Origin of the sequence: Streptomyces sp. NPDC049879 (assembly GCF_044461265.1) — a bacterium.
Lineage (GTDB): Bacteria > Actinomycetota > Actinomycetes > Streptomycetales > Streptomycetaceae > Streptomyces.
The window spans coordinates 1,284,650-1,306,389 of record NZ_JBITKT010000001.1; the positions used below are offsets into that span (position 1 = coordinate 1,284,650).

At 72.4% G+C, this 21,740-nt stretch carries 17 protein-coding genes; 12 read left to right on the top strand and 5 right to left on the bottom strand.

Features of this window, described 5'->3' with window-relative positions; translation table 11 throughout:
• The first annotated feature begins 346 nt into the window (after positions 1-346).
• The 5 genes from gltB to ACIBPC_RS06055 all read left to right on the top strand — a co-directional run bounded on the left by gltB (position 347) and on the right by ACIBPC_RS06055 (position 8,478).
• Positions 347-4,903 carry a glutamate synthase large subunit gene (gltB, locus tag ACIBPC_RS06035; RefSeq protein ID WP_398841571.1) on the top strand — a complete coding sequence of 1,519 codons (4,557 nt, stop codon included), beginning with the start codon at positions 347-349 and terminating at the stop codon, positions 4,901-4,903.
• Positions 4,896-6,356, top strand: coding sequence for a glutamate synthase subunit beta (locus ACIBPC_RS06040; RefSeq protein WP_362963121.1), 1,461 nt, complete (start codon positions 4,896-4,898; stop codon positions 6,354-6,356). Before gltB ends, ACIBPC_RS06040 begins: the two co-directional genes overlap by 8 nt.
• A 330-nt stretch (positions 6,357-6,686) precedes the next feature.
• Positions 6,687-7,367, top strand: coding sequence for a hypothetical protein (locus ACIBPC_RS06045; protein WP_398841572.1), 681 nt, complete (start codon positions 6,687-6,689; stop codon positions 7,365-7,367).
• A 225-nt stretch (positions 7,368-7,592) separates the two neighbouring features.
• Positions 7,593-7,931: a chorismate mutase gene (locus ACIBPC_RS06050; RefSeq protein WP_362963117.1), complete on the top strand. Its 339-nt coding sequence runs from the start codon at positions 7,593-7,595 to the stop codon at positions 7,929-7,931.
• Between the two features lie 205 nt (positions 7,932-8,136).
• On the top strand, positions 8,137-8,478 hold the full coding sequence (locus ACIBPC_RS06055; protein ID WP_398841574.1) for an SH3 domain-containing protein: 342 nt from the start codon (positions 8,137-8,139) through the stop codon (positions 8,476-8,478).
• 70 nt (positions 8,479-8,548) lie between these two features.
• Here ACIBPC_RS06055 and ACIBPC_RS06060 read toward each other — a convergent pair whose 3' ends face one another.
• Positions 8,549-9,391, bottom strand: a complete 843-nt coding sequence (locus ACIBPC_RS06060; protein WP_398841576.1) for an oxidoreductase — start codon at positions 9,389-9,391, stop codon at positions 8,549-8,551.
• A 62-nt stretch (positions 9,392-9,453) separates the two neighbouring features.
• Positions 9,454-10,017, bottom strand: a complete 564-nt coding sequence (locus tag ACIBPC_RS06065; protein WP_398841577.1) for a TetR/AcrR family transcriptional regulator — start codon at positions 10,015-10,017, stop codon at positions 9,454-9,456.
• Between the two features lie 117 nt (positions 10,018-10,134).
• Between ACIBPC_RS06065 and ACIBPC_RS06070 the strand changes: the two genes are divergently transcribed.
• The 3 genes from ACIBPC_RS06070 to ACIBPC_RS06080 are packed head-to-tail and all read left to right on the top strand — an operon-like array spanning position 10,135 to position 12,819.
• Positions 10,135-11,067, top strand: a complete 933-nt coding sequence (locus ACIBPC_RS06070; protein WP_398841579.1) for an NmrA family NAD(P)-binding protein — start codon at positions 10,135-10,137, stop codon at positions 11,065-11,067.
• 55 nt (positions 11,068-11,122) lie between these two features.
• A complete protein-coding gene (locus tag ACIBPC_RS06075; protein ID WP_398841581.1) occupies positions 11,123-12,061 on the top strand; it encodes an ATP-binding cassette domain-containing protein in 939 nt (312 codons plus the stop codon).
• Positions 12,058-12,819: an ABC transporter permease gene (locus ACIBPC_RS06080; RefSeq protein ID WP_362963104.1), complete on the top strand. Its 762-nt coding sequence runs from the start codon at positions 12,058-12,060 to the stop codon at positions 12,817-12,819. Before ACIBPC_RS06075 ends, ACIBPC_RS06080 begins: the two co-directional genes overlap by 4 nt.
• Here the strand turns inward: ACIBPC_RS06080 and ACIBPC_RS06085 are convergent.
• Together ACIBPC_RS06085 and ACIBPC_RS06090 are read right to left on the bottom strand one after the other, a co-directional pair.
• Positions 12,803-15,970 carry a BTAD domain-containing putative transcriptional regulator gene (locus ACIBPC_RS06085; protein ID WP_398841583.1) on the bottom strand — a complete coding sequence of 1,056 codons (3,168 nt, stop codon included), beginning with the start codon at positions 15,968-15,970 and terminating at the stop codon, positions 12,803-12,805. The genes ACIBPC_RS06080 and ACIBPC_RS06085 overlap by 17 nt on opposite strands.
• A gap of 34 nt (positions 15,971-16,004) precedes the next feature.
• Positions 16,005-16,934, bottom strand: coding sequence for a GNAT family N-acetyltransferase (locus ACIBPC_RS06090; protein WP_398841584.1), 930 nt, complete (start codon positions 16,932-16,934; stop codon positions 16,005-16,007).
• A 582-nt stretch (positions 16,935-17,516) separates the two neighbouring features.
• On the opposite strand from ACIBPC_RS06090, the gene ACIBPC_RS06095 reads away from it, so the two are divergent.
• Positions 17,517-18,257, top strand: a complete 741-nt coding sequence (locus tag ACIBPC_RS06095; protein ID WP_398841586.1) for a VOC family protein — start codon at positions 17,517-17,519, stop codon at positions 18,255-18,257.
• 94 nt (positions 18,258-18,351) lie between these two features.
• On the opposite strand, the gene ACIBPC_RS06100 is transcribed toward ACIBPC_RS06095, so the two are convergent.
• Positions 18,352-18,774 carry an SgcJ/EcaC family oxidoreductase gene (locus ACIBPC_RS06100; protein ID WP_398841587.1) on the bottom strand — a complete coding sequence of 141 codons (423 nt, stop codon included), beginning with the start codon at positions 18,772-18,774 and terminating at the stop codon, positions 18,352-18,354.
• 362 nt (positions 18,775-19,136) lie between these two features.
• Here ACIBPC_RS06100 and ACIBPC_RS06105 point away from each other — a divergent pair, with 362 nt between their 5' ends.
• From ACIBPC_RS06105 to ACIBPC_RS06115, 3 genes are all read left to right on the top strand, one after another.
• Positions 19,137-19,715 carry a hypothetical protein gene (locus ACIBPC_RS06105; protein WP_398841589.1) on the top strand — a complete coding sequence of 193 codons (579 nt, stop codon included), beginning with the start codon at positions 19,137-19,139 and terminating at the stop codon, positions 19,713-19,715.
• Positions 19,716-19,968: 253 nt separating this feature from the next.
• Positions 19,969-21,207, top strand: coding sequence for a helix-turn-helix domain-containing protein (locus tag ACIBPC_RS06110; RefSeq protein ID WP_398841591.1), 1,239 nt, complete (start codon positions 19,969-19,971; stop codon positions 21,205-21,207).
• Between the two features lie 121 nt (positions 21,208-21,328).
• Positions 21,329-21,739, top strand: a complete 411-nt coding sequence (locus ACIBPC_RS06115) for a hypothetical protein (protein ID WP_398841593.1) — start codon at positions 21,329-21,331, stop codon at positions 21,737-21,739.
• Position 21,740: the final 1 nt, after the last annotated feature.

The following is a 21,740-nucleotide window of genomic DNA, read 5'->3' on the forward strand; positions in this document are numbered from 1 at the left end:
TCCCGCCGAACTTTCCATGATCGGGAATACCGGACACCGCCATACGCGCTATGCCACCGGACATGCCGCCCGGGTGAGATTGTTTCTGGCGGGTTTCAGCTCCTTGACACCGGGCATAGGTCCGGTGGCCTGCGAGCGGCGGCCCCCCACCCTCGGCGCCCGTCCTGGGCGGCCATATCCGCCATTCCCGGCACGGTTTCCCGGTGCAAAGTCCGTATCGTGGACCTCTGTATCCGCTTCCCGAGAACCGGACCATCGTGTAACCTGCACGAAAATTTAACGAACGCCAGGGCCAACGTCGTCCCTCGGAAGCAAGCACCAGCCAAAGACGACGACGGGAGAGCCGATGCGTTCCGCGTCCCACCCGGTACGACAGGGCCTGTACGACCCGCGCGACGAGCATGACGCGTGCGGCGTCGGCTTCGTCGCCACGCTCACCGGCGAGGCCAGCCACGAGCTGGTCGACCAGGCGCTGACCGTGCTGCGGAACCTCGAACACCGCGGTGCCACCGGTTCCGACCCGGACACCGGCGACGGCGCCGGCATCCTCCTCCAGATCCCCGACGCCTTCCTCCGCGAAGCCGTGCCGTTCACGCTGCCCGAGGCGGGCGCGTACGCGGTCGGCACCGCGTTCCTCCCCGCCGACGAGGCCGCGGCCGACGAGGCCGCCGCGCGGGTGGACGCCATCGCCGCCGAGCAGAAGCTCACCGTCCTCGGCTGGCGCGAGGTCCCGGTCGCCCCGCAGCTGCTGGGCGCCGCCGCCCGGGAGACGATGCCCGCGTTCCGCCAGCTCTTCGTCGCCGACACCGAGGGCGAGCGCACGGGCCTGGAGCTGGACCGCCTCGTCTTCGTGCTGCGCAAGCGCGCCGAACGCGAGGCCGGGGTCTACTTCCCCTCCTTCTCCGCGCGCACCCTCGTCTACAAGGGCATGCTCACCACGGGGCAGCTGGAGCCGTTCTTCCCCGACCTGTCGGACCGGCGGCTGACCAGCGCCATCGCGCTCGTGCACTCCCGCTTCTCGACCAACACGTTCCCCAGCTGGCCGCTGGCACACCCCTACCGCTTCGTCGCCCACAACGGCGAGATCAACACCGTCCGCGGCAACCGCAACTGGATGCGCGCCCGCGAGTCCCAGCTGGCCAGCGACCTCTTCGGCGGCCAGGAGCAGCTGGAGAAGATCTTCCCCGTCTGCACCCCCGAGGCGTCCGACTCGGCCAGCTTCGACGAGGTGCTCGAACTGCTGCACCTCGGCGGCCGCTCGCTGCCGCACGCCGTGCTGATGATGGTCCCGGAGGCGTGGGAGAACCACGAGTCCATGGACCAGGACCGCCGCGCGTTCTACCGCTACCACTCCACGATCATGGAGCCCTGGGACGGCCCCGCCTGCGTCACGTTCACCGACGGCGTGCAGGTCGGCGCGGTCCTCGACCGCAACGGGCTGCGCCCGGGACGCTACTGGGTCACCGACGACGGCTTCGTCGTCCTGTCCTCCGAGGTCGGCGTCCTCGACATCGACCCGGCGCGCGTCGTGCGCAAGGGCCGCCTCCAGCCCGGCCGCATGTTCCTGGTGGACACGGCCGAGCACCGCATCATCGAGGACGACGAGATCAAGGAGCGGCTCGCCGCCGAGCACCCGTACGCCGAGTGGCTGGAGGCGGGCGTCATCGAGCTGGCCGACCTGCCGGAGCGCGAGCACGTCGTCCACACCCACGCGTCCGTCACCCGCCGCCAGCAGACCTTCGGCTACACCGAGGAGGAGCTGCGCATCCTCCTCACGCCGATGGCGATGACCGGCGCCGAGCCGATCGGCTCGATGGGCACCGACAGCCCCATCGCGGCGCTCTCGGAACGCCCCCGGCTGATCTTCGACTACTTCACGCAGCTGTTCGCGCAGGTCACGAACCCGCCGCTGGACGCCATCCGCGAGGAGCTGGTCACCTCCCTGCACTCGTCGCTCGGCCCGCAGGGCAACCTGCTGGAGGCCACCCCGGCGTCCTGTCGCACGGTCACCCTCACGTTCCCGGTGATCGACAACGACGAGCTGGCCAAGCTCATCCACATCAACGCGGACGGCGACCTGCCCGGCTTCGGCGCGGCCACCGTCTCCGGCCTCTACCGCGTCGGCGGGGGCGGCGCCGCGCTCGCCGAGCGGCTGACCGCCATCGAGGCCGAGGTGGACGCCGCCCTCGCCGAAGGCGCCCGCATCATCGTGCTCTCCGACCGGCACTCCGACGCCGAGCACGCGCCCATCCCGTCGCTGCTGCTCACCTCCGCCGTGCACCACCACCTCATCAGGACGAAGCAGCGCACCCAGGTGGGCCTGCTCGTGGAGGCGGGCGACGTGCGCGAGGTGCACCACGTCGCGCTGCTCGTCGGCTACGGCGCCGCGGCCGTCAACCCGTACCTCGCCATGGAGTCGGTCGAGGACCTGGTCGCCCGGGGCACGTACCTGCCGGGCATCGACGCGAACGACGCCATCCGCAACCTCATCAAGGCCCTCGGCAAGGGCGTCCTGAAGGTGATGTCCAAGATGGGCATCTCCACCGTCGCCTCCTACCGGGGCGCGCAGGTCTTCGAGGCGGTCGGCCTGGACGAGCGGTTCGTGGACACCTACTTCCACGGCACCACGACCAAGATCGGCGGTGCCGGGCTCGACGTCATCGCGCGCGAGGTCGCCGCCCGCCACGCCAAGGCGTACCCGGCCTCCGGCGTCGCCCCCGCGCACCGGCGCCTGGAGATCGGCGGCGAGTACCAGTGGCGGCGCGAGGGCGAGCCGCACCTGTTCGACCCCGAGACCGTCTTCCGCCTCCAGCACTCGACGCGCGAGCGCCGCTACGACATCTTCCGCCAGTACACCTCCCGGGTGAACGAGCAGTCCGAGCGGCTGATGACGCTGCGCGGCCTGTTCCGGCTGCGGGACGGCGAGCGGCAGCCCGTGCCGCTGGACGAGGTCGAGCCCGTCAGCGAGATCGTCAAGCGCTTCTCCACCGGCGCGATGAGCTACGGCTCCATCTCCCAGGAGGCGCACGAGACGCTGGCCGTCGCCATGAACCGGCTCGGCGCCAAGTCGAACACCGGCGAGGGCGGCGAGGACTCCGACCGCCTGGTGGACCCGGTGCGGCGCAGCGCGATCAAGCAGGTCGCCTCCGGCCGCTTCGGCGTCACCAGCGAGTACCTCGTCAACGCCGACGACATCCAGATCAAGATGGCCCAGGGCGCCAAGCCAGGCGAGGGCGGCCAGCTGCCGGGACACAAGGTGTACCCGTGGGTCGCGAAGACCCGGCACTCCACGCCGGGCGTCGGCCTCATCTCGCCGCCGCCGCACCACGACATCTACTCCATCGAGGACCTGGCGCAGCTGATCCACGACCTGAAGAACGCCAACCCGGCGGCCCGCGTCCACGTGAAGCTGGTCTCCGAGGTCGGCGTCGGCACCGTCGCCGCGGGCGTCTCCAAGGCGCACGCCGACGTGGTGCTGATCTCCGGGCACGACGGCGGCACCGGCGCCTCGCCGCTCACCTCGCTCAAGCACGCGGGCGGCCCCTGGGAGCTGGGCCTCGCCGAGACCCAGCAGACGCTGCTGCTCAACGGGCTGCGCGACCGCATCGTGGTCCAGACGGACGGCCAGCTGAAGACCGGCCGCGACGTGCTGATCGCCGCGCTGCTCGGCGCCGAGGAGTTCGGCTTCGCGACGGCGCCGCTGGTCGTCTCCGGCTGCATCCTGATGCGCGTGTGCCACCTGGACACCTGCCCGGTCGGCATCGCGACGCAGAACCCGGTGCTGCGCGAGCGGTTCACGGGCAAGCCGGAGTTCGTCGTCAACTTCTTCGAGTTCATCGCCGAGGAGGTTCGCGAGCTGCTCGCCGAGCTGGGCTTCCGCACGCTGGAGGAGGCCGTCGGCCGCGCCGAGCTGCTCGACGTCTCCCGCGCCGTGGACCACTGGAAGGCGCAGGACCTCGACCTGGCCCCGCTGCTGTACGTGCCGGAGCTGCCCGAGGGCACCGCGCGGTACCGCGTCGCCGACCAGGACCACGGCCTGGCGAAGGCGCTGGACAACGAGCTGATCCGCCTCGCGGCCGACGCCCTGTCCGCCGCGACGGCCGAGGAGGCGCACCCGGTGCGCGCCCAGGTCGCGGTCCGCAACATCAACCGCACCGTCGGCACGATGCTCGGGCACGAGGTGACGAAGAAGTTCGGCGGCGCCGGACTGCCGGACGACACGATCGACATCACCTTCACCGGCTCGGCCGGCCAGTCGTTCGGCGCCTTCCTGCCGCGCGGCGTGACGCTGCGCCTTGAGGGCGACACCAACGACTACGTCGGCAAGGGCCTCTCCGGCGGCCGGCTCGTCGTCCGCCCCGACCGCGCGGCCGACCACCTGCCGGAGTACTCCACCATCGCGGGCAACACCATCGCGTACGGCGCGACCGGCGGGGAGATCTTCCTGCGCGGCCGGGTCGGCGAGCGGTTCTGCGTCCGCAACTCCGGCGCCCTCGTCGTCGCCGAGGGCGTGGGGGACCACGGCTGCGAGTACATGACCGGGGGCCGGGCCGTCGTGCTCGGCGCGACCGGCCGGAACTTCGCGGCCGGCATGTCGGGCGGCGTCGCGTACGTGATCGACCTCGACCCGGCGCGCGTCAACACCGGCATGGTCGCCGTCGAGGAACTCGACGACACCGACCGCGGCTGGCTGCACGAGGTGGTGCGCCGCCACGCGGACGAGACCGGCTCCACCGTCGCCGCCGGACTCCTGGCCGACTGGGACGCCTCGGCGGCCCGGTTCACCCGGATCATGCCCACCACCTACAAGGCCGTGCTCGCCGCCAAGGACGCCGCCGAGCGGGCGGGACTCTCCGAGTCCGAGACCCACGAGAAGATGATGGAGGCGGCGTCCCATGGCTGACCCGAAGGGCTTCCTCACCACCGGCCGCGAGGTCGCGACGTCCCGCCCCGTCGAGGAGCGCGTCCGCGACTGGAACGAGGTCTACGTCCCCGGCTCGCTGCTGCCCGTCATCAGCAAGCAGGCCGGGCGGTGCATGGACTGCGGCATCCCGTTCTGCCACACCGGCTGTCCGCTCGGGAACCTCATCCCCGAGTGGAACGACTACGCCTACCGCGGCGACTGGGGCGCGGCCAGCGAGCGACTGCACGCGACGAACAACTTCCCGGAGTTCACCGGGCGGCTGTGCCCGGCGCCGTGCGAGTCCGCCTGCGTGCTGGGCATCAACCAGGCGCCGGTGACCATCAAGAACGTCGAGGTCACCATCATCGACAAGGCGTGGGAGGCCGGGGCCGTCACGCCGCAGCCGCCGCAGCGCCTGTCGGGCAAGACCGTCGCCGTCATCGGCTCGGGCCCGGCCGGGCTCGCCGCCGCGCAGCAGCTGACGCGGGCGGGCCACACCGTCGCCGTGTTCGAGCGCGCCGACCGCGTGGGCGGCCTGCTGCGCTACGGCATCCCGGCGTTCAAGATGGAGAAGCGGCACCTCAACCGGCGCGTCGAGCAGATGCGGGCGGAGGGCACCAAGTTCCGCACCGGCGTGGAGATCGGGCGCGACCTGGACGCGGCGTCGCTGCGCAAGCGTTTCGACGCGGTCGTCATCGCGGCCGGCGCCACCACGGCGCGCGACCTGCCGGTGCCGGGGCGCGAGCTGAACGGCGTGCACCAGGCGATGGAGTACCTGCCGCTGTCCAACAAGGTGCAGGAGGGCGACCTCGTCACCTCGCCGATCTCCGCCGAGGGCAAGCACGTCGTCGTCATCGGCGGCGGCGACACCGGCGCGGACTGCGTCGGCACCGCCCACCGGCAGGGCGCCGCGTCCGTCACCCAGCTGGAGATCATGCCGCGGCCGGGCGACGACCGTCCCGCGCACCAGCCGTGGCCGACGTTCCCCATGACGTACAAGGTCACCTCCGCGCACGAGGAGGGCGGCGAGCGCGTCTACTCCGTGTCCACCACGCACTTCGAGGGCGACGAGGAGGGGAACGTGCAGTTCCTCCACCTGGTCGAGGTCGAGTTCGTGGACGGGAAGCTCACGCCGCTGCCCGGCACCGAGCGGCGGATCCCGGCGCAGCTCGTCACCCTGGCGATGGGCTTCACCGGCACCGACCAGGAGAACGGCCTCGTCCAGCAGTTCGGCCTCGACCTGGACGCGCGGGGCAACGTCGCGCGCGACGCCTCGTACGCCACCAACGTGGACGGCGTCTTCGTCGCCGGTGACGCCGGGCGCGGCCAGTCGCTGATCGTCTGGGCCATCGCCGAGGGCCGCGCGGCGGCCCGCGGTGTGGACCGCTACCTGACCGGCGAGTCCACGCTGCCCTACCCGGTGCGGCCCACCGACCGCTCGCTGGCGGCCTGACCGGAGCCACGCCCTCCTGGAAAAAGATGAAGAACGTGCCGTACAGAGCCGTGCGGACACACCGGCGCCCGCCCCTCCCCGACCGAGGGGGCGGGCGCCGTCGCGTCCCCGGCCTCCGGCCGCTGACCCGCGCACGCCCGCCGGGCCACGGCGCTGCCCGGCACCGCCGGCTTCTCGACCGTTGCGTCAAGCGGTGACTTCCCGCCCGCGAACGGAACAACAGGCCGGCCGCTGTAGCATCGGCCGACGGGTGGGAGCGAATACTCGAAGAGGTCCACACATCATTACAGGGTGTGGAACGAGTAGTCGTAGTGGTCGAAAAGGAGCGTCATGACGTGGGATGCGCGCATTCTTCACGCGGTTGGCAAAGAACTCTCGTCTTCGCCGCCGTTCGAGGCCGCCGAGGTGCGAGGTATCACGTACTTGAAGGTGCGTCATGCGCGGACGTACGAGGGTGTCTCGGAATGTTCCGGCCTGCAGATCCTCCTTCTGGTGGGAAGTGGCTCGCCTGAGCTGCCACTCCTGGAACCCCTGGACCGGCTGACCCGCCTCGTGATATCCGACAGTGCACTCCGCACCGTGAAAGGGGTGGGTGACTGCCCGTCGATCCGAGACCTGGAGATCGCGCGGAATTTCCTGCAGGATCTTTCGCCTCTTCTTGCATGCCCCCACCTGCGGCGAGTCGATGTCACGGGCAATCCTCTGTCACGAGCGTCGTACGAAGAGGTCATCCCGGAACTGACCCGGAGGGGGGTGAAGGTCTCCGCGCCCACTCTTCAAGAACGAGACCTCATGCTGCGTATGCAGGCCATCGGTCTCCCCTTCGCGTACTACCAGCTGGGTGGCAGCTACCGCCTGTGCCGACCGGGACTCGAACTCACCGACATGCCGGAAGCCGATCACATCAAGATGAGCCCACAGGACGTGCAGGACCTCCTCGACCACGACCCGGATTCCCTCAGAAGTATCTTCCGTCGCACGGACCTGATCCCGACCCTGGACTCCCCATAGAGGCCGCCCCGTAGACATGGACAGGTCGACCGGTCGCCAACCTGCTGCACGACGAGCGGTGGACGGCGGCGGTGGGACTGCGCGCGTTCTTCGGGCAGTACGGGGACGGACCGGGGCGCTGATCACGATGCCGGTGCCCGTCTTCTCCGTCCTCGCGCGGGGCGTCTCGCGGGCGGTCTGACGGCGGGCGCGATCCGCTGACGGGCCCGTCATAGGGTGGCCCCTATGAACAGCAGCACCGACCTCGACGAGTCCGTCCGCACGGAGCTGACCTCGCTGCGCGACAGCATCGACAACATCGACGCGGCCGTCGTCCACATGCTCGCCGAGCGGTTCAAGTGCACCCAGCGGGTCGGCCGCCTGAAGGCGGAGCACGACCTCCCGGCCGCCGACCCCGCGCGCGAGGCCCGCCAGATCGCCCGGCTGCGGGGCCTGGCGGAGGACGCGAAGCTCGACCCGGCGTTCGCGGAGAAGCTGCTCAACTTCATCATCGCCGAGGTCATCCGCCACCACGAGACGATCGCCGGGCGGGCCGTGACCGGGGGCGGGGCGGCGGGGGAGTAACGGGCCGGGGGCCGCCGTCGGCGTCCGAGCGCACCGCCTCGCGGCGCCGAAGCGACACCCGGCCGGGGCGGACGCGGGCTGCGCCACAGCAGGGTGGCACGGATCGCTTGGCCGTTGGCACGGACGGTCACCCCACGCGGACGGGCCGACCGGCACGCTGGTTCTCATCACCGCCTTCCATGGAGGAACCGTGAAGAGACGCCTCATGGCGAGCATCGGAGTCACCGCCACACTGGCTGCGGCCGCCGTCCTCGCCCCGGCCACGTCCGCGTCGGCGCACGCCGGCTGCGGGACGTCCGTCGGGGACCGCGACAACAGCACGTGGGTCCGCTCGGCGAACGGCGCCAACATACGCTCGGGATCCGGGACGGGCTGCGGCATCGCCGGAGTCGCCTACTCGTCGCACCGTCTCGACTATCACTGCTACACCATCGGTGCTGATACCCACACGTGGACCTTCGTCCGCGATGACGCCACCGGGGTCACCGGGTGGATACGCGACGACCTGCTTTCCGACAACGGCAGCAACGTGCCCTGCGCGTTCTGACCGGTCGCACCGGGCCTCGGCGCCCCCTCCCGCGACGGTGGGAGGGGGGCGTTCGGCGTTCACGGGCGGGTCAGCCCTCCAGGTCGGCCAGGTCGGCGTCGCTGAGTTCGAGGTCGCCCGCCGCGACGTTCTCCTCCAGGTGGCGCAGGTCGCCGGTTCCCGGGATGGCGAGGGTCACGGGGGAGCGGGCCAGCAGCGCGGCGAGGGCGACCTGCTGCGGGGTCGCGCCCAGGCGCACGGCGACCCTGTCGAGCCGGGCGGTGTCCAACGGCGTGCCACCGCCGCCGAGCGGGAAGAACGGGACGTACGCGATCCCCGCCGCCTCGCACTCGGCGAGCAGGCCCGTGTCGTCCGCGAACTGGTTCTGCACCGCCGCGACCGGCGCGACCGCGCGCGCCTCGGCGAACTGGGCCGCGTCCACGTTGCTGACGCCCAGGTGCCGGATCAGGCCCTCCTCGCGCAGCTCCGCCAGGGCGGCGAACCGCTCGGCGACCGACTCGCCGCCGGGGCCCGACATCCCGCCCACCCGCAGGTACACCAGGTCGAGCCGGTCGAGGCCCAGCGCGCGCAGGTCCGCCTCGACCAGGCCGCGCAGCTGCCCGGCCGCCGCCTGCCCGCTGGGCATCCCGTCCGGTCCCGGCAACGGTCCGACCTTCGTGGCGATCACGAGGCCGTCGGGGTACGGGGCCAGCGCCGTGCGGATCAGCTCGTTGGCGCGGACGTCGCCCCGGTTGTAGAAGCCCGCCGTGTCGATGTGGTCCACGCCCAGCTCCAGGGCGCGCCTGAGCACGGCGACACCGTCCTCGGGTGCGCGCGGGGGCCCGGCGAGCGTCCTGAACGGCAGGCGCATCGCCCCGAAGCCGAGCCGGTTGACGGTGAGGTCGCCGCCGAGGGGGAAGGTCTTGGTCGTCATGCCCTCCATGCTCGCCGCCGCCCCGTGGGCCCGCGAGCCGGTGACAGGTTGCTGCCACGAGTTCAGCCGCGCGGCAGCAGCCCCGTCACGGCCAGCCGGAACAGCCGGTGCGCGCGGGCGGCGGGCTCCGGGTGGTGCTCGGTGGCCAGGGTGATGCCGACGATCAGGGTGATGAGTTCGGCGACGGTGACGCCGGGCGCCGCCGCGCCGTCCCCTGCGGCGCGGCGCAGCAGCGGTTCCGCCGCTTCCTCCAGCGCCGTCGAGCAGGTGTTTCCCGAGGCCGCGTCCGCGTCGGGGGCGTAGGACAGCGCGGCGGCCAGTCCGCGGATGGTGACGCAGTAGGAGACGACCTCGCCGAGCCAGGTGAGGAGCGCTTCGCGGCTGTCGTCCCCGTCGGCGAGTTCGCGGGCCCGGGCGCAGAGGGCGTCGATCCGCTCCCGCGCGACGGCTTCGAGGAGCGCGCGGCGGGTGGGGAAGTGGCGGCGGACGGTCGCCGAGCCGACGCCCGCCGTGCGGGCGATCTGCTCCAGGGACGCGTCGGCGCCCCGGGCGGCGACCTCCTGCTCGGCCACGGCGAGGATCAGCGCGTGGTTGCGCCGGGCGTCGGCGCGCTGCTGCTCGGGCACGGTGCGATTCCTCCGGGGGTTGGCTAAACGGCGGGCCCCGCCGTATCGTAGCGCGGAACGAAACGGCGGGCCCCGCCGTTTTGTGGCAGAGCGACCGAGCAGCCGAGGAGCACCCCCATGCCCGCACACCCCGCAGACCCCGCACCCGTCCTGGTCACCGGCGCCACCGGCAGGCAGGGCGGCGCCACCGCCCGCGCGCTCCGGGCGGCGGGCGTCCCCGTACGCGCCTTGGTGCGCGATCCCGCCACCCCCCGGGCCGGAGCGCTCGCGGCGCTCGGCGTCGAACTGGCCACCGGCGACCTGCGCGACCGCGACTCCGTGGCCCGTGCCGCCGAGGGCGCCCGCGCGGTCTTCTCCGTGCAGATGCCCGCCGCGACGGCGGACGGCTTCGACTTCGCGGGCGAGGCGGCCCAGGGCGTAGGGCTCGTGCAGGCCGCGAAGGACGCCGGGGTGCCGCAGTTCGTGCACACCTCCGCGTCCGGGATCGGTCAGCACACGGGCACGCCCGGCTGGGCCGAGGGCCGCTGGGCCGCGCTGGAGCCCTCGCTGAGCGCCAAGAGCGCGATCCAGGACAGCGTGCGCGAGGCGGGCTTCGCGCACTGGACGCTCCTGAAGCCCGCGTTCTTCATGGACAACTTCCTCCCCTCCATGGGCTACCTCTTCCCGCGCGGCATCGAGGGCGGCCTCGTGGGGACCCTGCGGCCGGGGACACGGCTCTCGCTGGTGGCGGTGGACGACATCGGCGTGGCGGCCGCGGCGGCCGTCGCCGACCCGGACCGGTTCCACGGCGTCGAACTGGAGTTGGCGAGTGACTACCTGACGATGACGGAGATCGCCGCGGTGCTCTCCCGCGTCCTCGGCACACCCCTGTCCGCGCCCGACATGACGGAGGAGGAGGCCGTCGCCGCCGGGATGCCGCCGATGGGGGCCGCCCTCACGTGGCTGGACGCCGCCGGCCAGCTGGCCCGCCCGCGGTTCGCGACGGACCTCGGCATCCAGGTCACCGGCTTCGAGGCGTGGGCGAGGAGGCACCTGCGCCACGACGCCTGACCGGTGTCAGGGCCGTGTCAGGGGGGTGTCAGCGCGGCCCGCGACCGTAACGGACATGAACAGTTCGGCGATCGCGGTCTCGGGACTGCGAAAGGCATACGGGGACAAGGCCGTGCTCGACGGCGTCGACTTCGACGTCCCCGCGGGAACGGTCTTCTCCCTGCTCGGCCCCAACGGCGCGGGCAAGACGACCACCGTCAACATCCTCACGACTCTGCTGAGGGCCGACGCGGGGACGGCGCACGTCGCCGGGCACGACGTGGTGACGCAGACCCGGCAGGTCCGCGCCGCCATCGGCGTCACCGGCCAGTTCGCGGCGGTGGACGACCTGCTCACCGGCCGCGAGAACCTGCGGATGATGGCGGACCTCAAGCGGGTGCCGTCCGGCGACAAGCTCGTCTCCGGCCTGCTGGAGCGCTTCGAACTCGCCGACTCCGCCGACAAGATGGCCGCCACCTACTCCGGCGGCATGCGCAGGAAGCTCGACCTGGCGATGACGCTGGTCGGCGCCCCGAGCATCATCTTCCTCGACGAGCCGACGACCGGCCTCGACCCGCGCAGCCGCCGCACGATGTGGGGCATCGTCCGCGAACTGCTCGCCGAGGGCACCACCATCTTCCTCACCACGCAGTACCTGGACGAGGCCGACCAGCTCGCCGACCGCATCGCGGTGCTCGACCAGGGCCGCCTCGTCGCCCAGGGCACCGCCGAGGAGCTGAAGCGCCAGGTCCCCGGCACCCACGTCCGGCTCCGCTTCGCCGAACCCGCCCACCTCGACCTCGCCGCCCGCGTCCTCGACGGCGCCACCCGCGACGAGCAGGACCTCACGCTCCGCGTGCCCAGCGACGGCGAGTCCCGCTCGCTGCGCGCCCTGCTCGACCGGCTGGACGAACACCAGCTCAACGCCCAGGAGTTCTCCGTGCACACCCCCGACCTCGACGACGTCTTCCTCGCCCTCACCGGCCGCCCGAGCACCCAGGCGGTGGCGAAGTGAGCACCCTGCGCACGGCGTTCGGCGACTCGGCGATCATGCTGCGCCGCAACTTCCGCCACACGGTCCGCAATCCCGTGACGGTCTTCAACGCCATCCTCTTCCCCGTCGTGATGATGCTGATGTTCGTCTACGTGTTCGGCGGCGCCTTCGCCGTCGAAGGCGACTACGTGGACTACGCGGTGCCGGGGCTGATGGTGATGGCGATCAGCTACGGCCTCGGCGCCACCGCGACCTCCGTCAGCGACGACATGTCGAAGGGCATCATCAACCGCTTCCGCACCATGGACGTCTCCCGCGGCGCCGTCCTCACCGGCCATGTCGTCGCCACGACGGTCCGCTGCCTCGCCGCCGACGCGGTGATCGTCGGCGTCGGCCTCGCGATGGGCTTCCGCCCGGACGCCGGGTTCACCGACTGGCTCGCCGCCGCCGGACTCGTGTTCCTGCTCGCCTTCGGCGCCAGCTGGCTCACGGTGGCCATCGGCCTGGCCGCGAAGACCGTCGAGTCGGCGGGCATGGCCACCGTGCCGCTGATCATGCTGCCCTTCCTGAGCAGCGCGTTCGTCCCCGCCGACACGATGGGCACCGGCGTGCGGCAGTTCGCCGAGTACCAGCCCTTCACCCCCATCATCGAGACGCTCCGCGGCCTGCTCACGGGCGACCCGTCGGGAGGCGACGCGATCGCGGCCGTCGCCTGGTGCGCGGGGCTCGCCGTCCTCGGCTACCTGTGGGCCGTCTCGACGTTCAGGAAGCGAGCGTGACCCCGGCCAGGTGAGACCACCCGGCCTCCGCGCCCTCACGAGCCGCCTCGGCGTACCGCGCGTCGCCGAGGCGGCCGCGCGCCTCCCGCTCGATCCGGTCCGCGTCCACGTGCGAACGGTCCCGCAGCCCCCGTACGGCCGCGCTCGCCCCCAGCAGCCGCGCGGCCTGCTCCGCGTCGCCGCGGCGCAGCGCCAGGTCCGCGATCCCGACCAGCGCCAGCGCGATCAGCGGCGGGTGCCCGGCCTCCGCCGCCGCCTGGAAGGCCGCCGCCCGGTGCGCCCCCGACTCCCCGAGGTCGTCGGCGAGATAGCCGAGCATGTCGTGCGTCACCCCCCGGATGTGCGCCAGTTCCGCGTCGTCGCCCAGCGCGGCCGTCGCCACGGCCAGCTGCCGCCGCGCCTCGGCCGCGTCCCCGCGCCCCCGGGCGAGGCCCGCGCGGGCGAACGCCAGCTCGGCCAGCGCGTCGGGCCAGGTGACGCGCTCGGCGCACCGCCGCGCGTCGTCGAGCGCCGCCGCGCTCGCCGCCGCGTCGCCCAGCAGCCAGTACAACTGCGCCTGGCGCGAACGCATCCTGATCATGTCCTCGGTGGCCCCGACCTCCGTGACGGCCGCGATGGCCTCCTCGTAACGGGCGCACGCGGCGGCGAAATCCCCGCGCTCGGCGAGCCGGTCGGCCAGCTCGGTCAGGGCGAACGACATCCCGAACCGCTCGCCCAGCGCGCGGAACTCCGCGAGCGCCGTCTCCAGTTGCGCGTACGCCTCCGGGCCGCCCCGGCCGAGCATGAACGGCATCTTCCCCGTGTGCAGCCTGGCCAGCGCCCGCACCCACGGGTCCGGGTCGTCCAGCAGGGGCGCGAACGCGGGCAGGTGCGCGTCCGGTTCGCGGAGCAGCCGTTCCAGGACGGCGATGAAGCCGATCGCCGGGTGCGCGCCCTCGGGGGCGCGGCGGCTGAGGCGGTGCGCCTCGTGTATCCAGTCGGCGGCCTGGCGCTCGTCGCCGAGACCCGAGCTGACGAACATCACGATCAGCGCGTACACCGTCGCCCGCGCCCCGTCGTCCGCCTCGCCCGGCGCCCGCGCGGCGGCGGTGAGCAGGTCGAGCCCCTCGGTCCGGTGCCCGCCCAGCCACCAGTACCAGCCCGCGGCCGCCGCCAGCCGTACGGCCGCGCGGGTCTCACCCGCGGCGAGCGCGCCGCGCAGGGCGGCGCCGATGTTGTCGTGCTCGGCGCCGAGCACGGCCAGCCACTCGACCTGGTCGGCGCGGCGCAGGCGCGGTTCGGCGGTCTCGGCCAGCCCGGTGACGTACGCGAGGTGCGCGTGGCGCGCCGACCCGGCCTCCCCGGCCTCCGCGAGGCGGTGCGCGGCGTACTCCCTGACGGTGCCGAGCAGGCGGTAGCGCGGGGCGCCCTCGCCCGCGGCGACGACCAGCGACTTGTCGGCGAGCGCGGTGAGCAGGTCGAGCACCTCGTCCGGCTCCACGCCGCCGCCCGCGCAGACCCGTTCGGCCGCGTCGAGGCCCGCGCCGCCCGCGAACACGGCGAGTCTGCGCAGGACCGCGCGCTCGGCGTCGCCGAGCAGTTCCCAGCTCCAGTCGACCATCGCGCGCAGCGTCCTGTGCCGGGGCAGCGCGGCGCGGCTGCCGCCCGTCAGCAGGCGGAAGCGGTCGTCGAGGCGGTGGGCGAGGTGGTCGATGGACATCGTGCGCAGGCGGGCGGCGGCCAGTTCGATCGCCAGGGGCATGCCGTCCAGCGCGCGGCAGACACGGGCCATCGTCGCCAGCGTCGCGGGGTCGGTCGCCAGGTCGCGGCGTACGGCGTCCGCCCGGTCGCGCAGCAGCCGCACGGCGGGGGAGCGGGCGATCCGGTCGGGGGCCGCGTCGGCGTCCGGCAGGGCCAGCGGCTCGACGGGCCACAGCGCCTCGCCCGTGATGCCGAGCGGTTCGCGGCTCGTCGCGAGGACGCGCAGGCGGCGGCACTCGCCGAGCAGGCGGTGCGCGAGGACGGCGGCGGCCTCGACCACGTGCTCGCAGTTGTCCAGGACCAGCAGCGCCTCGCGGTCGCGGAGTGCGGCGACGAGCCGGTCCGCCGGCTCCGCGTTCTGGACGCCGCCGAGCAGCGTGTCCCGGAGGCCGAGGCCGGCGAGGGCGGCCTGCGCCACGTCGCCTCCGGGGCCGACGGGGGCCAGCTCCACCAGCCAGGCGCCGTCCGGCAGTTCACCGAGCAGCGTGCGCGCCGTCTCCGTGGCGAGCCGGGTCTTGCCCGCGCCGCCTGGGCCGATGACGGTCGTCAGCCGGTGCCCGGCCAGCAGGCCGCGGACGGCGGCGACATCGCCCTCCCGCCCCACGAACGTGGTCAGCTCGGCGCGGAGGTTGGTCCTCGGGCTCTCCTCCCGCGCCTCGTCCCGCGCCTGATCCCGGCCCAACTCGCCGCGCAGCAGCGCGACATGCAGGGCGGCCAGGTCGGGCGACGGGTCGGTGCCCAGGGTCTCGGCCAGGGCTTCGCGCGTGCGCTGGTACACGAGCAGCGCCTCGCTGTCCCGGCCCGCCGCGGCGAGGGCGCGTATCAGGGCGGCGGCGAGGCGTTCGCGTACGGGGTGGGCGGCCGCCAGGTCGGTCAGCTCGGCGAGCATCGCGGCGCCGTTCCCCCGGGCGATCTCGGCCTCGGCGCGTTCCTCGGTGGCGGTGAGGCGGAGCCCTTCGAGGCGGGCGAGGGCGGCGTCGAACGCGGCGCTGTCCTGGAGGCCGACGTCCTGCAGCGCGTCGCCGCGCCACAGCTCCAGCGCCTCGCGCAGCAGCCGTACGCGGTGGGCGCCGTCGTCGTCGGGGCGGGCGCGGCTCGCGGCGAGGAGGCGTTCGAACCGCACGGCGTCCACGGCGTCGGGGTCCACCGCGAGCCGGTAGCCGTCCGGCTGGCCTTCGACCGTCCCCTCCGGCAGCAGTTTCCGCAGGCGGGAGACGAGGCGCTGGAGGGCGTTCGTCGCGTCGGCGGGCGGGCGTTCGCCCCAGATCCAGTCGATCAGGGACGCCTTGGGGACGACGTGGCCCGGCCTGAGCGCGAGGGCGACCAGCAGGCCGCGCAGCCGCGCCCCCGGCACCTCGGCCTCGTCCCCGCCGGTGCGCACGACCAGCGGGCCCAGCATCCCGATCCACACGCGGGCGATTGTGCCACGGGCCTCCGGGCGGGCCTCAGGCCGTCGCGGTCGCCGGTGCGACCAGCGGCGCGTCCCGTGTGAACTTGCGAAAGCCCACGCCGTAGTACAGCGCGCGTGCCTTCGGATGGCCGGGCGCGCCGAGGCAGGCGACTGTCGCGTGCGTGGCCCCTGCCTCCCGGGCGAGGCGCATGCCATGCAGCAGCATCGCCCTGGCCAACCCCCGCTGCCGATAGGCGGGATGGGTCCCCACCGGCTCGAACTCGACGGTGGCGTTGGCGGTGTCCAGCCACAGGATGGCCGAGGCCGCCATCGTCCCGTCCGGGGCCTCCACGAGGACGTGCAGGTCGGGCCGGTAACCCGGCGCACGCCGCACGCCGGTGTAGCTGTCGGCGGTGTACGTCGTGGAGGCCCACGCGTCCACGTGCGCCCGTACCGCCGCCTCGGGACCGGCCTCGTCGGCGGTGCGGAAGCGGAACCCGCTCGGCAGCAGGGGCCGTTCGACGTCGGCGAGGTCCCGTTCGTTGAGCTGCGTCCAGGACCCCGTGTCGCCGAGCGAGGCCGGGTCGGTCACGTAGCCGTGGGCGGCCCAGCGTTCCAGGCCGAACGTGTCGGCGGCGCTCGGGATCACCGTCCGCTCGGCACCGGGCGCGGTGGCGCCGTACCAGCCGATCACCTCGTCCACCAGCCCGGCGTGGGCGGGGTGCACCTGATAGACGAGATACGCGGCGGCGGCCTCACGGCGCGGCAACTGCGCCCAGGCCCACGCCACCAGCTCACCCCCGGAAAACCACAACCGCCGCCGCCAGCTCTCCCCGGCGGCGGCAAGCCCCTTGCCCCAGTTCCACGCCAACTCCCCGTACGACGCGTCACTATTGACAAGATCAGGCCGGACAGCGACGACACGCTGCGCCAACCCCTGCATGAGCCGCAGATCCTCGACGGCGACACCCGCGTTATCCACCATGCCGCGCCACTGTGCCAGCACCCCCGTGGCCACGTCGAAGCGTTTTCCGGCACGCCGCGAAGCTCTGGCACCGCTCGAAAGGCACACAGCGTGCGGTACCGGTGCGCCAGAATGCGCTATTCACCGGCAGCGACGGCTTTTCGCGGAATTCGGTGGCAGAGCCTCCCGGCCGGTGGCGCTGCCGCCTCCGGTAGCCGGCTGCTGACTGTCTGGTGCGCGCAGGGCCGCCCCGCTAGCCTCGGTCCTCGGCGATCCTTCGGTACGGGGAGAGTGCGGCATGCAGGAATGCCCGAAGTGCGGGCGGCTCAAGGACTCCGAACAATGCGGATACTGCTGGGGATTGGCGGCGGGCGCGGCCTTTCACCGGGGAGGCATCGAGGAGGTCGAGAGAATGAGCGGCAGGAACTCGTCCGAGAACACTCCCAAAGGCGCCTGCCTTCTCGTCCTCCTCTCCGGCGCGGCGTTACCGGTCGCGTGGGAAGTGGTGCAGAGACTGGCGTAGGTCTGGCCCGCCGCAGGGAAACGCGGTGGCGGTGGCGTCCGGAAAGCCCGGCTCCGCCCGGCGTGGCTAGGATCGGCGGCATGGCGCTGCGACCTGTGCAGGTGAACATCAAGGCTGTTGCCGCACCGGCGGTCGGCCGGTTCTGGGCGGAGGCGCTGGGCTGGCAGGCGTACGGTTCCGGCGCGACCACGTACGTCGGCCCGCGCGGCGGCCTCGTGTGGCCGGACCCGGCGCTCCTGGGTGTGGGCGTCGTGCCCGTTCCCGACCGCAAGACGGCGACGAAGAACCGCACGCACATCGACCTCGCCACGACTTCCGCCGCCCACCAGCGCGAGCTGGTCGCCCGCCTGCTCGCGCTGGGCGCGACACCCGCCGACGTGGGGCAGGGCGACGTGCCGTGGACGGTCCTCGCCGATCCCGAGGGCAACGAGCTGTGTGTCCTGGAGCCCCGGGACGTCTACCGGGACACCGGCCCGATCGCGGCCGTGGTCGTGGACTGCGCGGACCCCCGGGACATGGCCCGCTTCTGGGGCGAGGCGACGGACTGGACCGTGCACGAGGCGACCGACGACCTGGCGAGGCTGCGTTCCGCCAAGGGGACGGGCCCGTACCTGGAATTCCTCCGCACACCCGGCACGAAGACCACGCCGGACCGCGTGCACCTCGATCTGCTCCCCTGCCCCGGCGACGACCGGACGGCAGAGGTGTCCCGGCTGCGAAGCCTCGGCGCGACCGACCTCGACGTGGGCCAGGGCGACACCCCATGGACCTGCCTGACAGACCCGGACGCCCACGAGTTCTGCGTCCTGTCCCTGCCCTGATGCGACCGCAGGTGACCTGACTGCGAACGGCCTGGGAACCGCGACCGCCGCAGCACTCGCCGTCCGGCCGGATGTCCTCAACGGCCGGGAGCGTTCATCTGATCGGTGTCGTCTGCGCCAGGGAGATGCGCCAGTCGTCGCCCTGGCGGGTCATCACGTAGGTCATGGCGCCGGCCAGAGGCAGCGTGGACGCGTCCCCGGTCTCGGACCGCTCGTCGTGGATGGTCTTGGTGAGGCTGACGATGGCGACATCGGGGGTGGCGAAGCGGATGTCATCGACCTCCAGCGTGGTCCGGACGTCCTTGAGCGGGGAGGAGAGCGCCTCGGCCATGGCCGAGGCGAAGGTCTCGCGCCCGAAGAGGCGCCGCCCGGCGAAGTTGATGAGCACCAGGTCGGAGGCGTGCAGCGCGGGCAGCACCTCCGGGTCGAGCTGGGCCTCCTGGGTCCGTGCGACGAGCGCGCGGATCCGCTGCTTGTCGGCGTCATGGTCGGGATGAGTCGGGTCCTTGGTGTCCATGGCGACAACCTAAAACCTCAACTGAGGTTGAGGTCAACGCCTCCCGTCCACTCAGACGGACTTGACGAAGCCGCCATGCTCGCCCGTTCAGGACTCTGCTGCTCGCGCGGAGATCTCACCCCCGTTCGCCGGAGCACGCCGCACCCTCCAGCGAGGTCCGTCTCCTCAGGTCGGCTCGGGTGGCCGGGCCCTTCTTCCCGTCCGGGCGTGCTCCCTCCGCCCGATCTGCAGACGTCGCGACAAGCTCGCGTCCGTCGGCAAGCGACCGTCCTACTCGCCCTCATGGACTGCCCGGCAGGGAGAAAGTCGGATAGAATTAATAGAGACGCGTCGACCCGCTTGCTGGGTTCGACGCTTTTTTCATGACCGTGAACCCTCCCGTCAGCCTCGCTCACGGATTCCTCTTCCATATGCGGGTCACAGAGCCACGCGGCGACCAGTTGCTGCCGCTGGCGATGCTGCGAGAGCGCTACCCAGACCTTTACGAACGCCACGTCGCCAAGTACGCCGACCGTGAGCACCGCCTACGTGAACGAGTGATCCCGCTCGACTGCGAGTGGTCCGACGTGGTCTTCCTTTCACCGTTCGATTCCACAGTGTTGTTCGACGCGGCGCGGAGCGCAGGCCGACAAGTCCCGCACGGCACTGTCTCGACCCTCGATGCCGCGAAGCTTGACCCAGCACGATGCTGCATACGACTCATGCGCGTCACACCGGGAGCTGGAAGCGCCGATCCAGGTACCGAGGACGACTACCTCCCCCTGACCACCGCCACATTGCGAGCCGTCGGTGAGGTGACCCACCGCGCCCTTGAACGGCTCCGGAACCTCGGCCCTCACGAGCCGCTGCTGCCCTGGGGAGACGTACCGCACGTCCTGCACCGCGGACCAGTGCCGTTTCACCTGTTCCAAGGATTGCCGCCTCGTCTGTCACCTTCCTGACGCGACCGGGCGCCAGGCCACACGCCGCTCCGTTCGGCATCTCGTCCCCGAAACGCACTGGTTGATGGTTTTCCTGGGTGGTTGGCGGCGGTGGAGAGTGTGAGGAGGTGGTTCGGTGTTCCGGAGGTCGGGGAGACGAGGGGCGGCCTCGCCGGAGTCGGTTGCTTGCGGGCAAAACACTGTGACCAGTCGCGGTAAATCGCCGTTCTATGCTGGAAAGTGACTCGCTGACCAGTAGCGGACGGGGACCGTCATGCATGGCGATACCGACAGCCCGCCGGGGAACCGGTTGCGTGGCATCCGGCTCGGTCTCGGCTTCACCCAGCAGCAGCTCGCCGAGCGGGCGGGACTCAGCCTCGGCGTCGTGAAGAAGATCGAACGCGGTGGTACGGCGCGCCTGGAGACGTATCACGCTCTCGCGCGAGCCCTCGGCGTCCGTACCTCCCAGCTCCTTGACACCTCCGCTCCGCACCGCGACCAGCGGGACGACGACGGGGACAACCACGCGCTCCTCGCCCTGCGCCAGGTCATCGCCCCACCCGTGACGGCGACGGGGGCTCTCGACCCGGCGGACACCGTGGAGACCGGCGACCCCGATCTGGGCGCGATGTGGCAGGCCGTGGACCTGCTCGCGGAGACGTACTACCGGGACGACTACGGCACGGTCGCCGAGCGGCTGCCCTCGCTCGTCCGGTCGGCCCACCTTGCCGTCCGCCACTTCGACAGCGGTGAGCAGGAGGCCGACGCGCTGCGGTTGCGGGCGTGCGTGCTCCAGATGGCGGGCCGGTACCTCGTGCAGGTCCGCGCCTACGACCTGGCGCAGATGGCGCTGCGGGACGCCGTGCAGGACGCGGTGCGTGCGGGTGACCAGGGCGGGGTGGCGGCGGCGGTCTACCAGCAGGGGTGGTCGCTGATCCGGCAGGGACGGCTGGACGAGGCCGAGGCCGTGTCGGTCACGACGGCCGACGCCACCGAACCCCGGCTGTCGCGCGCCTCGCGTGCGTCGCTCGGCGCGTGGGGCAAGCTGCTGGTCCACGGTTCGTCGGCGGCGGCCCGCAACAACAGGCCGCAGGAGGCGAGGGAGATGCTGCGGCTGGCCCGTGCGGCGGGGATCGCGCTGGGTGGCAAGCAGGCGGTCAGCCAGGCGGCTTGGGGCCGGTTCGACTGGCGCACGGTCGCGTACCAGGCGATCGAGAACCACATGACAACCGACAACCCAGGGATGGCCCTCGCGCTCGCCGCCAAGATGCCCTCGCCACCCGCGAACGCGCCCTTCGGACGGCGGCACATGCTGACGGTCGCGCAGGCGCACGCGGCCCTGCGGTCCGGCGACAAGGCGCTGACGATCCTGCTCGGGCTGTCGCGCACGTCACCGGAGTGGCTCCGGCACCAGCGGCTCGCAGCCGACGTCTTCCGCGAGGTGCGCGACAAACGCGCACGGGCCATGTCCCATGACCACCGCGAACTGGCCTTGCTACTCGGCGTCTTCTGAAGGGCTACGCAACGTGCCCCCGACGCCGCCACCCCGTCCCGGACGGCCACCCCGCATGCCTGTCACCACTCGACGACCGTAAGTAGCGTCACTGGTCTCCCCTCCACCCAAGGAGCAGACCATGACCTTCACCACGCCAACCCTGCGCTTGCCGCCCCCCGGCCAGGTGCGTATTCGGCCGTTGGGGAAGGTGTTCGATGCGGTGCGGGTGCCGTCTTTTCAGGGGTTGTACGCGTTTCACCGTCTGCGGTTGGCTGGGGTTACGGGGCCGGTGATTGAGGATCCGGCGCATGGGGTCTTGTACTGGCTGGTGCCGCCGGGTTCGGCGAACGGTCGTGGGTGGCCGCCTGGTGCGTTGGCGTTGGGGCGGGGGTATTGCCTCGCTGTTCCGGCCGCCGATCGGGTCGGGGGTCCGTGGGTTGGGGACGGTGAGGTGCGGTGGCTGGTGGTGCCGCCCGCCGGGGACTGCCTGACCGATCCGGAGGTGCTGTATCTGGCGTTGGGGCGGGTGTTCGGGGGGCGTTGTGGATGAG

Bases quoted from the DNA above. Each gene is read 5' to 3' on its own strand.
- ACIBPC_RS06075 (WP_398841581.1), top strand. From the start codon at position 11,123: ATGAACAGTTCGGCGATCGCGGTCTCGGGACTGCGAAAGGCATACGGG.
- ACIBPC_RS06090 (WP_398841584.1), bottom strand. From the start codon at position 16,934: ATGGTGGATAACGCGGGTGTCGCCGTCGAGGATCTGCGGCTCATGCAG.
- ACIBPC_RS06070 (WP_398841579.1), top strand. From the start codon at position 10,135: ATGCCCGCACACCCCGCAGACCCCGCACCCGTCCTGGTCACCGGCGCC.
- ACIBPC_RS06055 (WP_398841574.1), top strand. From the start codon at position 8,137: ATGGCGAGCATCGGAGTCACCGCCACACTGGCTGCGGCCGCCGTCCTC.
- ACIBPC_RS06115 (WP_398841593.1), top strand. From the start codon at position 21,329: ATGACCTTCACCACGCCAACCCTGCGCTTGCCGCCCCCCGGCCAGGTG.
- ACIBPC_RS06100 (WP_398841587.1), bottom strand. From the start codon at position 18,774: ATGGACACCAAGGACCCGACTCATCCCGACCATGACGCCGACAAGCAG.
- ACIBPC_RS06045 (WP_398841572.1), top strand. From the start codon at position 6,687: ATGACGTGGGATGCGCGCATTCTTCACGCGGTTGGCAAAGAACTCTCG.
- gltB (WP_398841571.1), top strand. From the start codon at position 347: ATGCGTTCCGCGTCCCACCCGGTACGACAGGGCCTGTACGACCCGCGC.
- ACIBPC_RS06050 (WP_362963117.1), top strand. From the start codon at position 7,593: ATGAACAGCAGCACCGACCTCGACGAGTCCGTCCGCACGGAGCTGACC.
- ACIBPC_RS06040 (WP_362963121.1), top strand. From the start codon at position 4,896: ATGGCTGACCCGAAGGGCTTCCTCACCACCGGCCGCGAGGTCGCGACG.
- ACIBPC_RS06110 (WP_398841591.1), top strand. From the start codon at position 19,969: ATGCATGGCGATACCGACAGCCCGCCGGGGAACCGGTTGCGTGGCATC.
- ACIBPC_RS06095 (WP_398841586.1), top strand. From the start codon at position 17,517: ATGGCGCTGCGACCTGTGCAGGTGAACATCAAGGCTGTTGCCGCACCG.
- ACIBPC_RS06060 (WP_398841576.1), bottom strand. From the start codon at position 9,391: ATGACGACCAAGACCTTCCCCCTCGGCGGCGACCTCACCGTCAACCGG.
- ACIBPC_RS06105 (WP_398841589.1), top strand. From the start codon at position 19,137: ATGACCGTGAACCCTCCCGTCAGCCTCGCTCACGGATTCCTCTTCCAT.